Here is a 13,642-nt window from a genome sequence, read left to right on the forward strand (position 1 = left end):
TGCTCGCCCGGGTGGTGGACCCCCGGTCTGCCTGATCGCCGAGATCCTCGGCCGCGGTGTCGCCCGTGGCGAGGTGCGGCCCGGGGCCGTCGCCCCGCTGGTCACGGACGTCGCCCCGGCGCTGGTGCTGTACCGGGTCAAGCTGGGGCGCGGCTCAACACGGCCCGACCCGGCGTCGGGAGGCCCGCCGCAGCGGGTGCCCCGACGCCGGGTCTGCGTGCCGTCAGGACGCCTGGGCGCGGTCCACCGCTTCGAGGGCGTCGACCAGGGCCGACAGGCCCTCCTCGGCCTCGGCCTCGCTGAGCGTGAGCGGCGGTGCCATCCGCAGCGTGTTGCCGTGCAGCCCGCCCTTGCCGACCAGCAGCCGGCGCTTCCTGGTCTCCTCCAGCGCGGCGGCGGCCAGCGCCGGGCTCGGCCGGCCGCCGTCCGGGTCGACCAGGTCGAGCGCGAACATCAGGCCCTTGCCCCGGACCGCGCCCGCCACGGAGAGCTTCTCGGTCGCCGCCCGCAGGCCGCTGATCAGCTTGCCGCCGAGCCGGTGGGCGTTGGCCTGGAGGTCGTGGTCCAGCAGGTAGTCCAGGGTGGCGGAGGCGGCCGCCGTCGACAGCGGGTTGCCGCCGAAGGTGGAGATGCCGTTGGCCGGGAGGCCGTCCAGCAGGTCGCCCCGCGCCACCACGCCGCCGATCGCCAGGCCGTTGCCCAGCCCCTTGGCGAAGGTCATGGCGTCCGGCGTCACTCCGTGGGCCTGGATGCCCCAGAACGTCTCCCCGGTGCGGCCCCACCCGGTCTGCACCTCGTCCGAGATCAGCAGGATCCCGTACTCGTCCAGCACCTGCTTGAACTCCCGCAGCAGCCCGTCCGGTGCGGCGGTGAACCCGCCGACGCCCTGGATCGGTTCGACCAGCAGGCAGGCGACGTCGGTCGCGGTGGCGGTGGCCAGGCAGCTGCGCAGGTCCTCCACGCAGAACCGCCGGTACTCGCTCTCCGAGAGGTGCGGGAACCGCTCGCGGTCGGTGCCGTGCAGATAGTGCACGTTCAGCGGGGAGAGCGAGGAGTTCTTCCAACTCCGGTTCCCGGTGACGGCGGTGGCGGCGTACGAGCGGCCGTGGTAGCTGTTGCGCAGGGCGAGCACCTGGTCGGAGCGGCGGGCGTGGGTGGCCAGTAGCAGGGCCGTCTCGTTGGCCTCGGTGCCGGAGTTGGTGAAGAAGACCTTGGCGTCCGGGATGCCGGAGAGCCGCGCCACCTTCTCCGCCAGCTCCACCTGGGAGCGGATCAGATACAGCGTGGAGGTGTGGACGACGCCCGTCCGCAGCCGCTGCTCCACCGCCTGGCGCACCTCGGGGATGTCGTACCCGAGCATGTTGGTGAGGATCCCGCCGAAGAAGTCGAGGTAGCTCACCCCGTCGGCGTCCTGGACGCGGCACCCCCGGCCGCTCACCAGCTCCAGCGGGCTGTCGTAGTAGAGCGCCAGCCAGGCCGGCAGGACTGCGCGGTGCCGATCCAACAGTTCCGACATGTCAGGTCTCGCTCTCCTCTCGGGCAGGCGAACCGACCCATCGGTCAGGCCGTGTCGCGATGTTACCCGGGTCACACTGCCGCTGTCGCAGCCTTGCGGGAGTTCAGTCCTCGGCGTCGCGCGGTACGACGAAGTCCCGCAGCAGAGCCGAACCGGGCGCCAACCGGTCCCAAGGTGCGTAGAGTTCGAGGACGGCGGCCGCACAGGTCGGGAACTTCTCCCGGAGCCTCGTGAGCCGGTCGCCCACCGCCTCCGCGGCGAGGTCCAGGACCAGTTCCTGGACGGCGGGTTGATGCCCGACCAAGAGGAGTGTCCTGATGTCCGGGGGCACTTCGCGGAGTACCGCGGTGATCTCCTCGGACTGCGTGCCGTACAGCCGCTCGTCGTACTCCACGGCGGGCGTCGTGGCCCAGCGCGCCGCGACCAGCTCCCAGGTCTCCCGGGTGCGCCGGGTCGGCGAGCAGAGCACCAGATCGGGCAGCAGGTCCAGGGCGCGCAGCCAGTCGCCGGCCCGGTCCGCGTCGCGGCGGCCACGCGGGGCCAACGGCCGGTCGCGGTCCGGCACGTCCTCGGGCCGGGCGGACTTGGCGTGCCGCAGCACGACCAGCCGTCGGGGCGGTTGCTCGCTCATACCCCCATGCTCTACCGGCGGCGCGTCGTCGGCAGCCCGACGGGGGCCCGGACGACGGCACCGGATGACGGCTCGCCACACACTTCGATACGAGCGGATCTTGGACTGGGATTGTGTCAGTGGTCCGTCAATTGGGACATTCTGGCTAAATCATCAAACGTTCACATTCCTCATACTCTGCGCTTGTATATCCCCGAATCGAGGATGACGATGGATTGAGAAGGACTTGGAAAGAAGGTCTGATCATGGCATTCCTCGCAAGTTTCCGTTCCTTCGGCCGTTTTGAGGGCGGCGGAGGTGGCGATGGCGGTCGTGGCGGCGGCTACGGCGGCTATGACGACTTCGGTCGCCACGGCGGCGGTGGCGGCGGCGACTACGGCGACTATGACGACTTCGGTCGCCACGGCGGTGGTCGTGGCGGCGGCTACGGCGGTGGCGGCTACGGCGACTGGGACGACTACTGGGACTAGTTGTCGCTAGCAGTTGAGCAAATGACAAATCCGTTCCGAGAGCGGGCCGGGCATCCATGCCCGGCCTTGCCGCTGGATCGGGGCCGGATTCGGGGGCGAGCGGGAAGACCGTGACATGACGAGGAAACGCTACGTACGGTCCGTGCTGCGACGCTTTCTCACGGTCGCCGAGACCTCCGACCCCGCGGTTGTCGCCGCCGCACCACCGGTTGCGCTCCGGGAGATCTTCCGGCGTTTCTGGCCGTACACCGAGGGCGGCCGCCGCTGGCTGGCGGTGCTGCTGGCCCTGGTCGCGATCGGCCCGGCGATCGAGGCGGCGGAGATCTGGCTGTTCAAGATCGTGATCGATGACATGCTCATCCCGCACCGGCTGAGCCTGTTCTTCCCGATCGCCCTCGCGTACGTCGTGCTGGCCCTGCTCTCCGGGGTGCTGGGCTTCGCCGGCCGGGTGACCTCCACCTGGGTCAGCGAGCGCTTCCTGCTCATCCTGCGGTCGGACGTGTTCCGGCACATCCAGGGCCTGTCACTGGGGTTCTTCGAACGGCGGCGGCTCGGCGACGTGCTGTCCCGGGTGACCGGTGACGTCGACGCGGTCGAGACCTTCCTGCTCTCCGGGCTCGTCAACGCGGTCAGCCAGGTGATGCGGCTGGGCATCTACGTCGGCGTACTGCTGGTGCTGCGCTGGGACCTGACGCTGACCGCACTGGTCGCCGCACCGCTGTTCTTCCTCACCGCCCGCCGCTTCGCCAAGCTGATCCGGGCGGCCTCGCGCGAGCGCCGCAGGCGCGCTGGCTCGATCAGCGCCGTCACCGAGGAGTCACTCGGCAACATCGCGCTCGTCCAGGCGTACAACCGCCAGGACTGGGAGCACACCAGGTTCCAGCGCGAGAGCGTCGGCCGGTACCACGCGGCGATGGCCTCCACCCGGATCGGAGCGCTCTACGGGCCGACGGTCGACTTCATCGAACTGCTCGGCGGCATGGTGGTGATGGGTCTCGGGGCTTGGGAGCTGGTGCACGGACGGCTCACGCTCGGCGGGCTGATGGTCTTCCTCGCCCTGCTGAGCAGGCTCTACGGCCCGATCCAGGGCATGTCCGGACTCGGCACCACCTTCTACGCGGCCTCCGCCGCGGCCGAGCGGATCATCGAACTGCTCGACCAGCGCCCGCAGGTGACCGAAGTGGCCGTCCCCCGGGCGATCGGCCGCGCCCAGGGCGGGATCGAGTTCGACGACGTCACCTTCCGTTACCCGGAGACGGAAGTCCCCGCGCTCTCGGGTGTGTCCTTCAAGGTGGCGCCGGGGGAGACGCTGGCCCTCGTCGGCGCCAGCGGTGCGGGCAAGTCCACCGTCGCCAAGCTGCTGCTGCGCTTCTACGACCCGGACGGCGGCGCGGTCCGGCTGGACGGTCTCGACCTGCGCGGGCTGGCCCTCACCGAGCTGCGCGAGAACGTCGCGGTGGTGCTCCAGGAGACCCTGGTCTTCCACGGCACCGTCCGGGAGAACATCGCTTACGGACGCCCGGAGGCCGGCGAGGCCCAGATCCGGGCGGCCGCCCGGGCGGCGGACGCCCACGAGTTCATCAGCCTGCTCCCGGACGGCTACGACACCGTGGTGGGCCAGCGCGGCCGACTGCTCTCCGGCGGCCAGCGCCAGCGCCTGGCCATCGCCCGCGCGATGATCCGGGACGCCCCCGTCCTCGTCCTGGACGAGCCCACCACGGGCCTGGACGCCGAGTCGACCCGGCGGATCATGGGCCCGCTGAGGCTGCTGATGGCCGGCCGCACCACGGTCATCATCTCGCACAACCTGCTCACCGTCCGCGACGCCGACCAGATCGTCCTACTAGAACAGGGCCGGCTCGCCGGTCACGGCACCCACGACGAACTCCTCGCCCGCAGCCCCGCCTACGCCGCCCTCCACCGGCTGCACCACCCACCGGACGCCCCGGTGAGGTCCGCCTCCTGAGCCCTCCGCACGGCGGACCGATGACCGTGCCGCCCCGGCTGCCAGCGGGTCTTCCCGACGCCCTGCGGTCAGCGCAGGGTCGGTACCGCGCCGCACTCCGCCAGGTCGACCGCCACGCCGGGCAGGTCCCGGAGCCACCCCTCGGTGATACCGGCGAGCCGGGCCGGGACCGGTGGCGTGCGGCCGAGGCCGATCGCGAAGCGGTACACCGCCGGGCCGGCCTCGAACGGGCGGGGCCAGGCGTGCGCGTCCGGTGCCCCGGCGCCGGCCAGCGCGCCGAGCAGGGCCGGCATGCGGTCGCGGACCGGGCCCAGGGCGTCCTCCGGGTCGCCGGCGCGCGGCGGCCGTACGGTCACCACCGCCCAGGCGGCGTGCCGGCGGTGCAGGGGCGGGGGAGCGAGCAGCTCGGGCCAGGGGTCGGCGCCGGTGGCCGCCGCCACCTCCAGGATCTCCCGGGCCCGGTACAGCTCGCGGGCCAGCAGCTTCGCGCCGCCGTCGCCGACCTGTCCGGTGCAGCTGCGCACCGGATCGCTCGGCGTCATGACCGCCACCGCGCCCGCGCCCGCCCCCGGCGGCGGTACGGCGGTGGCGGTGAGCCCGACCGGCTCCCGCCAGTCCCAGGCCGCCCAGGTGGCGAAGAAACGCCGGAGCAGGCCGTCGGCGGTGAGGCCGTTCGCCGTGCGGCCGCCTGCCGTGGGGGCGCCTGCCGTGGAGACGCCGGCCGTGGGGACGCCGGCCTCCCGGACCGTCCGGGCCGCCAGTACGGACCAGGCCAGATCCGGTAGCCCGCCGAACGGGGCCGCGTCGAGGCCGCGCGCGTTCGCCCACGCCTTCACCCGCCGGGCCAGCCGGGCGAAGGCGGCCTGGCTGCCGCCGACCGCCGCCCGTACCGCGTCCGCGTCGCTGACCGCGCTCAGCGCGACCGCGGCCGCCTCGCCCAGCTCGGTGCGGCGGGCCACCGCCTCGGCGGGGGCGAGACCGCCGGTGGGAACCACCGCCAGGTCCACGTCCAGCCCGGCGACCCGAAGGCGCAGGCCCGGCACCCCGGCGCCGGTCACCTGCCGCACCCGGGAGGCGTCCGGCAGCGCAGCGGCGATGCGCGCCCGAACCCCGGCGGTCTCGACGGTGCCCGGCAGCGCCGCCACCAGGTCCAGCGCGGCTCCGGCCGGGGCGCAGCCCATCCGCCGTGGACCGGCGAGATGGACGACTCCTTCGCCGATCGCCGCGCGGATCCGCCCTACGACGCGGTCGGCCTCGGCCGCGTCGTCCTCCCCGGCGGGCCCGCCAGGGCCGGAGCCGTCGGGGACCGGGTCGCCGAGCCCGGGGTCGGCCAGCCACAGGAGCTCGCCGCTGCCGAGCGCGACCGTGGCGCGCGGCCGCATCGGCTCCTCACCCCGGCGGGAGAGCAGGACCAGCTCCCCGACCCGGACCGACCGGGAGCCGAGCCGGGCGGCGCACTCGGCGGCCAGCTCCCGCGGGTGCCGGCTCCGGCCGAGCGACAGGTGCGGGGTGAAGCCGTGGGCCCGGCCGTGGCAGCGCGGGAAGCGTTCCACCAGCGCCCGGTGGAGCGCGGCCCACGGCGCCCCGCCGGCCGCGGCCGGGTCGAGCCAGACGGTGGAGTAGTCCCGGTGCCGGAAGCTGCGCACCCCGTGCAGCCGGGCGGTGAACGGCGGTGTCCGTTCCGCCGCGGCGGTCAGCAGCGGGGCCGCCCGCTCGAAGTCGCACTCCGGCACGAAGCCGAACAGCACGTTGACGTGCGGCGGCCACCGGCGGATCTGCGGGTCGTGTTCCAAACGGATGTCCTGGATCACCGGCCAGAGCTCCTCGGGCGGGAGCCAGGCCACGGCCGTGCGCGGCGTCGGCGCGGCGTCGAGGACGTCGGCGGGCTCGGCCCCGCCGGAACCGGGATCCCGTTCCACACGGTCATCGTCCGACACCACCGGCCCGTCCGCGCCACGGGAGCCACCCGGCGGCCGGGGCGGCCCGGCGCAGCCCCTCCGGTCGCAGGTGGGGGCCGGTCCAGCCGGGAGCCCCGAGCGGGCCGGTCACGAAGAGCCCCGAGCGGACGGCGAGCAGCCGTCGTCCGGCGGATCGACCCCCGACCGAACCCTCATCCGTCCGCCCTGTCATCCGCCCCCGGCGGCCCGCCGCCCCGGCCCGTGACCGGCGCGGGACCCGGGTATGACCGGTCGGACCAGCGGGATTGACGGACCGACAGTCCGAAGCTCCTACCCGTAGTACTTCAGGACTACACGGCAGGTCCGCTCCTCGGAGGGACGCCGGTCACAGGGCGCGATCCATAGCTTCGGTGCCGGAAGCACGACAGACCTCCGGCACGGAAGGACCACCCGACATGGCGTCACGCCCGTCAAGCCGCCTGCGGCGCACCCTGCTCGCCGCCCTGGTCGCCGCCTCGGTGGCGCTGCCGCTGGCGGGCGCGGCCGGTCCGGCGGCGGTCCCGGCGCCGGTCCCGACCGCGCTGGCGCCGCTGAGCGCCGCGACCCCCACCGCGCTCGCCGAGCGGTACGCCACGACGCGTACGGACATCCGGGCAGCGTCGCGGGCGGCCGCCGCGCACGGCGACCGGGAGCGGGCCGCCGACCTGACCGCCATGGCCGATCCGGCGCGGCACTTCCTCTCCTTCGACGGCCGCGACGGCGGACGCGCCGCGGAGGTCTTCGGTGACCTGTCCGACGCCGAGCGGGTCGCCGTGCTGGTTCCGGGCTCGGACACCGACCTCGACCGGTACGGGCGGTTCCGGGACGGTGCGCTGGCACTCCAGCGGCAGCTCGGCAGCCGTTCCGCCGTGGTCGCCTGGCTGGGGTACCGGACACCGAGCCTGCTGAGCCCCGACGTGCTGACCACCGGCCTCGGCGCCGGCGCCGCGCCCGAACTGCTCGGCTTCACAGCTCAGTTGCGTTCGGCCGTGCCCGCCGCCCGGATCTCCGTGCTCTGCCACTCCTACGGTTCCGTGGTCTGCGCCCGGGCCGCGTCCGGGCTGGACGTCGCGGACCTGGTCCTGTTCGGCAGCCCCGGTACCGGCTACCCCGACGCCGCCGCGCTGCACGCCAGGGCGAGGGTCTGGGCCGGCCGGGGCGGCGGCGACTGGGTCGGCGACCTGCCCCACGTACGGCTCCGCCTCCCCTTCGCCACCGTCGGACTCGGTGCCGACCCCATCTCGCCCGCGTTCGGCGCCCGCGTCTTCCCGGCGGGCGACGGCGGCCACAGCGACTACCTCAAGCCCGGTTCCGTGTCCCTGCGGAACATCGCCCGGATCGTCTCCGGCCTCATCCCTGCCCAGGAGGGCGGCCATGCGTGAGCTCGTCCGGCGGATCGACTCCGCCACCCCGCCCGAGCGCGACCGCGCCGTCGACGCACTGCGCGCCCTCGCCATCCTCGGTGTGGTGCTCGGCCACTGGCTGGTGACCGCCCTGGTCTCCGACAGCGGCACCCTGCACGGCGCCAGCCCGCTGCGGTACCTGCCCCAACTGGCGCCCGTCTCCTGGCTGTTCCAGACCCTGGCGGTATTCTTCCTGGTCGGCGGCCAGGTGGGCGCGCAGAGCTACGCCTCGGCCCGCGCCCGGGGCACCACCTACCGGCGGTGGTTCGGCGCCCGGATGGCCCGGCTGTTCCGGCCGGTCGCCGCCCTGCTGACGGTGTGGACCGTGGCGACGGTCGCGATGCTCGGTTCGGGGGTCGGCCAGGACACCGTGCACACGCTGGCCAAGCTGGCGGTCTCCCCGCTCTGGTTCCTGCTGGTCTTCGCGGCCCTGACCGCCGCGACCCCGCTGGTCGCCAGGCTGCACCCGCTGTGGCCGCTGGCCCTGGTGGTGCTGGTGGACCTGGCCCGGTTCCACCTGGGCGCTCCCGCCGGGCTCGGCTACCTCAACGAGCTGGCCGGCTGGCTGGTCCCGTACTGCCTGGGCGCGGCCTGGGCCCGGGGCGAGCTGTGCGGCCGCGGCACCGGCTGGGCGCTGCTGCTCGGTGGTACGGCCGCCACCGTCGCACTCGTACTGTGGGCGGGCTACCCGGCGTCCATGGTCGGAGTGCCCGGTGCGGCGGTCTCCAACCTCGGCCCGCTCACCCTCGCGGCCGTCACCTTCGGTCTCGCCCAGTGCGGCGCGGCTTTGTTGCTCCTCGGCCCGCTGCGGCGGGTGCTGCGGCGCCCCGCCCTCTGGGCGGCGGTGGCCCTGGTGAACCTGTTCGCGATGACGGTCTTCCTGTGGCACCAGACCGCGATGATGGCGGTCACCGCGATCGGCCTGCTCGGCGGGGAGGCACTGCCCGGGCTGCACACCGTCCCCGACGGCGCCGGCTGGGTGCTGGCCCGGCTGGTCTGGCTGCCGGCCTTCGCGCTGGCGCTGCTGGTCTGCTGGGCCGCCTTCCGCTCGTACGAGCAGCGGAAGCCGAAGCGGAGCGGTACCCGGGTGGTGCGCGAACAGCGTCCGGGTCTGTCGCCGGCGGTGCCGCGTGCCTAGAGTGGATCTTGTGAAGAGGGGGAACACGGTGGATCGGCTGGTCGGTATCCTGCGGGCGCTGCCGGGCACCTTGCGTGACGACCTGTGGACGGCGGCGCTCGAACCGACGCCTCGCACCAGGCGGTTGGGCGGGCACTGGTTCCCGGCGATCGTGGTGCTGGTGGTGTTCGCCGCGGTCCTGCTGGGCATCGCCGACGCGAACTTCCTGGTCAACCAGTACTTCCTGGGCCGGACCGTCGGCCCGCTGCTCGCGGTGGTCCAGGCGGCGGCGCTGCTGCTCGTGCTGTTCCGCCCGCTGCTGGCCTGGTGGGCGTCGACGGCCGCGATGGCAATGGGCGCGCTCCTCGCACGGCCCGTCCCGATCGATCCGTTCCTCGTCTGGGCCGGCCGCAACCCCGACCGCATGAACGCCGCCGGGCTCGCCCTGGAGGCCGGGGTGCTGTTCCTGGCGGCGCTGGCGATCACGCCCCGAGTCGCGGTCGAGGCGCTGGCGGTCAGTCTGGCGGTGGGCCTGGCCTGCAACGGCGCCGCGCACTTCGGCCGTCCCGACATCCTGGTCCTCACCATCGCCGTCCTGGTCGGCGCCTCGCTGCGCGGCCGCCAGGTGGCCCGGACCAAGCTGGTCGAGCAGGAGGAGATCACCGCCGAGGAACGGGCCCGGCGCACCCTGCTGGAGGAGCGCAACCGGATCGCCCGCGAGCTGCACGACGTGGTCGCCCACCACATGTCGGTGATCTCCATCCAGGCCCAGGTCGCCCCGCACCTGGTGGAGAACCCGTCCGAGGAGCTCAAGGAGAACCTGGCCGGCATCCGGCAGAACGCCGTCGAGGCACTGGCCGAACTGCGCCGGGTGCTGGGCGTGTTGCGCTCGGAGGACGCCCTGGCGGATGGGGTGCGCTACACCCCGCAGCCAACCCTGGACCGGCTGGAGGAGCTGGTCGGCAACGTCCGGGGCGCCGGACTCACCGTCACCACCGAGACCACCGGAGAGATCCGCCCGCTGTCGCCCGGCGTCGAACTCTCGGCCTTCCGGATCGTGCAGGAGGCGCTCAGCAATGCGATGCGGCACGCACCGGGTGCCGCGGTCCGGGTGGAACTCGGCCATCAGCCGGACGGTCTGGCCATACGGGTGGTCAACACCGCCCCCGATCGACCCGCCCCGCCCTCCCAGGGAGCCGGCCACGGATTGTTGGGGATGCGCGAGCGAACTGCCATGCTGGGCGGCGAACTGGCCACCGGCCCCACCCCGGACGGCGGCTGGGAAGTGACCGCCATCCTGCCCGCAGACACCCCGAAGCCGTCCGCCGAACCCCGCCGAGGACACCCATGACGACCATCCGCGTGCTGATCGCCGACGACCAGATGATGGTCCGTCAGGGATTCACGGTGCTGCTCAACGCCGAACCGGGCATCGAGGTGGTCGGCCAGGCGGTGGACGGCCTGGACGCCATCGCCAAGGTCGCCGAACTCGCCCCCGACGTCGTCCTGATGGACATCCGGATGCCCGAACTCGACGGCATCGAGGCCACCCGCCGGATCACCGACCCGGCGGGCGCCACCGTCAAGGTCCTGGTGCTGACCACCTTCGACCTCGACGAGTACGTCTACGAGGCGCTTCGGGCGGGTGCCTCCGGATTCCTGCTCAAGGACGCCTCCGCCGCCGAACTCGCCCAGGCGGTGAGGGTGGTGGCGGCCGGCGACGCGCTGCTCGCCCCGAGCATAACCAAGCGCCTGATCGCCGAGTTCTCCCGCACCACCAGCGTTCCCCGCGCCCCGCTCAAGGGCCGCGTCGGCGAGCTGACCGAACGCGAGACCGAGGTCCTCTCCCTGATCGCCCAGGGCCTGTCCAACGCGGAGATCGCCGAGCGCCTGGTGGTCGCCGAGCAGACCGTGAAGACCCACGTCAGCCGGATCCTGGTCAAGCTGGGCCTGCGCGACCGCACCCAGGCCGCGGTCTTCGCCTACGAGACGGGACTGGTCCGCCCGAGCGGGTACTGAACTGCCGTGCCGGTACGAGGGGTTGGGCGTCGACTCCGCGCGGGCCAGGTATGCCGCGACCAGATGAGGAGAGTCCGCTACTGCGGACGGTATCGGCAGAAGAGGAGCACCCACTCCCCGCCACTCTCAACTTATAGCGCACCAGGGGGCTTGCGGCAAGGCCCCGGTCATGCCGCAGAATCGCTGGCCAAGGCCAGGACCTGCGGAAATGGGAGAGCTGCGAAGTGCGTGTGGTTTTGTCGGTTTGTGGGTTGCCAGGTGAGGCCGAGCCGGCGCTGGGACTCGCGGTGCGGCTGCGGCTGCGGGCGGTCGGCGCCGAGGTGCGGGTGTGCGCGCAGCAGGACTCCGCGGGAGCCACCTCGGATCGGAGCCGGTGAAGTGAACCCCTTGACCATCAGCGCGTTCGACCTTCCCGACCACCTCGCCGCCAAGGCCGACCCGATGCTGACCGCCCGCGACGAGCAGCACTTCGCGGCCATCGCGGAGAGCCTCGAGCAGGCGATCGCCGAACTGTCCGACCGCCTCGATGCCGCGCGCAAGGCGCCCGGCGGCGCAGGCCGGGACGCGATGGACCGGGACGTCGAGATCCACCGGCTGACCGGTCGCCTGCGCGCCCTGCGCCGCTTCGGCCTGGACCTGTGCCTCGGACACATCGTCAGCGCGGACGACCACGAGCCCGTGTACATCGGCCGACTCGGTCTCACCGAGAGCGAGGGCCGTCGGCTGCTGCTCGACTGGCGCTCACCCGCGGCCGAGCCGTTCTTCGCCGCGACCCACGCCAACCCGATGGGTCTGGCGAGCCGCCGCAGGTACCGCTGGACCCGCGGCCGGATCAGCGACTACTGGGACGAGGTGTTCAGCGCCGACGGGCTCGAAGGACACGCCGCGCTCGACGACCAGTCCGCCTTCATCGCCAGCCTGGGCGGCGACCGGTCGGCCCGGATGCGGGACGTGCTCGCCACCATCCAGGCCGACCAGGACGCCATCATCCGGGCGGGATCCCGCGGCGCCCTCGTCGTCGACGGCGGCCCGGGTACGGGGAAGACCGTCGTCGCCCTTCACCGCACCGCCCACCTGCTCTACTCCGACCCGCGCCTCGGTCACCGCCGGGGCGGCGTGCTGTTCGTCGGTCCGCACCAGCCCTACCTGGCGTACGTCGCCGACGTCCTCCCCAGCCTCGGCGAGGAGGGCGTGCAGACCTGCACCCTGCGGGACCTCGTCGCCGAGGGAGCCGGAGCAGCGGTCGAGACCGACCCGGACGTCGCCCGCCTGAAGTCGTCCGCGGACATGGTGAAGGCGATCGAGAAGGCCGTCAGGTTCTACGAGGAGCCGCCCAGCGAAGGGATGACGGTCACGACCGACTGGGCCGACATCCGGCTGAGCGCCGACGACTGGGCCGAGGCGTTCGACGCACCGGACCCGGGTACTCCGCACAACGAGGCGCGCGAGCAGATCTGGGACGAGCTGGCCGCGATCCTGCTGGACAAGCTGGACGACGAGCACGTCCCGTCCGAGCAGTTCCGGCGGTCGCTGCGGCAGGACGAGGAACTGGTCACCACCCTCAACCGCGCGTGGCCGCTGATCGAAGCGGCCGACCTCGTCTCGGACCTGTGGTCGGTCCCCGCCTACCTGCGGATGTGCGCTCCCTGGCTCAGCCCCGACGAGGTCCGGAAGCTGCGGCGCAAGGACACCCAGGCCTGGACGGTGTCCGACCTGCCGCTCCTGGACGCGGCACGGCAGCGGCTCGGCGACCCGGAGGCGGCCCGGCGCAAGCGCCGGCACCGGGCCGCCGTCGCCGCCGAACGCGAGCGCATGGCCGACGTCATCGACCACATCCTCCAGTCCGATGACGACGGTGAGGGTGCGGTGACGATGCTGCGCGGACAGGACCTGCAGGACAGCCTGATCGACGAGACCGCCCTGCCCGGCGTCGACCCGGACCGGCTGGCCGGCCAGTTCGCGCACATCGTCGTGGACGAGGCCCAGGAACTGACCGACGCGGAGTGGCAGATGCTGCTGCTCCGCTGCCCCTCCCGCAGCTTCACCATCGTCGGCGACCGCGCCCAGGCCAGGCACGGGTTCACCGAGTCGTGGCAGGAACGGCTCGAACGGATCGGGCTCGACCGGATCGACCTGGCCTCCCTGAGCGTCAACTACCGAACGCCGGAAGAGGTCATGACGGAAGCCGAGCCGGTCATCCGAGCCGCACTCCCGGACGCCAACGTGCCGACCTCCATCCGCAGCAGCGGCGTACCCGTCCTCCACGGATCCGTCGCGGAGCTGGACTCGATCCTCGACGGCTGGCTCGAAGCCCATGCCGAAGGGATCGCCTGCGTCATCGGCACCGGTGACCTCGCAGTCGACACCTCCCGGGCGACGTCCCGCATCCGGTCGCTGACCCCGGAGCTGTCGAAGGGGCTCGAGTTCGACCTGGTCGTCCTCCTCGACCCGGAGACGTTCGGCGAGGGCGTCGAAGGAGCGGTCGACCGCTATGTCGCGATGACCCGGGCGACGCAGGAGCTCGTCATCCTCACGAGCTCCTGACCCCGGTCAGGGCCGCGTGAACCGCCCTACGTCGTGAGG

10 protein-coding genes are annotated in these 13,642 nt (G+C 73.1%); 7 read left to right on the forward strand and 3 right to left on the reverse strand.

Annotation, left to right across the window (positions count from 1 at the left end; translation table 11 throughout):
- Positions 1–223: 223 nt before the first annotated feature.
- Positions 224–1,516 carry an aspartate aminotransferase family protein gene (locus ACZ5ON_RS16420; protein WP_465592063.1) on the reverse strand — a complete coding sequence of 431 codons (1,293 nt, stop codon included), beginning with the start codon at positions 1,514–1,516 and terminating at the stop codon, positions 224–226.
- 103 nt (positions 1,517–1,619) lie between these two features.
- Positions 1,620–2,147 (reverse strand): SixA phosphatase family protein, encoded by a 528-nt coding sequence (locus tag ACZ5ON_RS16425; RefSeq protein WP_465592066.1) that lies wholly within the window; start codon positions 2,145–2,147, stop codon positions 1,620–1,622.
- Positions 2,148–2,392: 245 nt separating this feature from the next.
- Here ACZ5ON_RS16425 and ACZ5ON_RS16430 point away from each other — a divergent pair, with 245 nt between their 5' ends.
- Positions 2,393–2,617 (forward strand): hypothetical protein, encoded by a 225-nt coding sequence (locus ACZ5ON_RS16430; protein WP_465592069.1) that lies wholly within the window; start codon positions 2,393–2,395, stop codon positions 2,615–2,617.
- Between the two features lie 115 nt (positions 2,618–2,732).
- Positions 2,733–4,583: an ABC transporter ATP-binding protein gene (locus ACZ5ON_RS16435; RefSeq protein ID WP_465592072.1), complete on the forward strand. Its 1,851-nt coding sequence runs from the start codon at positions 2,733–2,735 to the stop codon at positions 4,581–4,583.
- Positions 4,584–4,651: 68 nt separating this feature from the next.
- Here ACZ5ON_RS16435 and ACZ5ON_RS16440 read toward each other — a convergent pair whose 3' ends face one another.
- The gene (locus tag ACZ5ON_RS16440) at positions 4,652–6,502 is read right to left on the reverse strand and encodes a 2'-5' RNA ligase family protein (protein ID WP_465592074.1); all 1,851 of its coding nucleotides are present in this window, start codon (positions 6,500–6,502) and stop codon (positions 4,652–4,654) included.
- A 434-nt stretch (positions 6,503–6,936) separates the two neighbouring features.
- Between ACZ5ON_RS16440 and ACZ5ON_RS16445 the strand changes: the two genes are divergently transcribed.
- The 5 genes from ACZ5ON_RS16445 (at position 6,937) to helR (ending at position 13,603) form a co-directional block, all read left to right on the forward strand.
- On the forward strand, positions 6,937–7,902 hold the full coding sequence (locus ACZ5ON_RS16445) for an alpha/beta hydrolase (protein ID WP_465592077.1): 966 nt from the start codon (positions 6,937–6,939) through the stop codon (positions 7,900–7,902).
- Positions 7,895–9,061, forward strand: a complete 1,167-nt coding sequence (locus ACZ5ON_RS16450; RefSeq protein ID WP_465592080.1) for an acyltransferase family protein — start codon at positions 7,895–7,897, stop codon at positions 9,059–9,061. The genes ACZ5ON_RS16445 and ACZ5ON_RS16450 overlap by 8 nt, the downstream gene beginning before the upstream one ends.
- Positions 9,062–9,071: 10 nt before the next feature.
- Entirely contained in the window at positions 9,072–10,391 is a 1,320-nt protein-coding gene (locus ACZ5ON_RS16455; RefSeq protein ID WP_465592083.1) for a sensor histidine kinase, read from the forward strand.
- Complete coding sequence (locus ACZ5ON_RS16460) at positions 10,388–11,059, forward strand: response regulator (RefSeq protein ID WP_465592086.1); 672 nt, start codon at positions 10,388–10,390, stop codon at positions 11,057–11,059. The genes ACZ5ON_RS16455 and ACZ5ON_RS16460 overlap by 4 nt, the downstream gene beginning before the upstream one ends.
- Positions 11,060–11,437: 378 nt before the next feature.
- The gene (gene helR / locus ACZ5ON_RS16465; RefSeq protein ID WP_465592088.1) at positions 11,438–13,603 is read left to right on the forward strand and encodes an RNA polymerase recycling motor ATPase HelR; all 2,166 of its coding nucleotides are present in this window, start codon (positions 11,438–11,440) and stop codon (positions 13,601–13,603) included.
- The last annotated feature ends 39 nt before the right edge of the window (positions 13,604–13,642 follow it).

The organism is Kitasatospora sp. NPDC032150 (assembly GCF_055579945.1).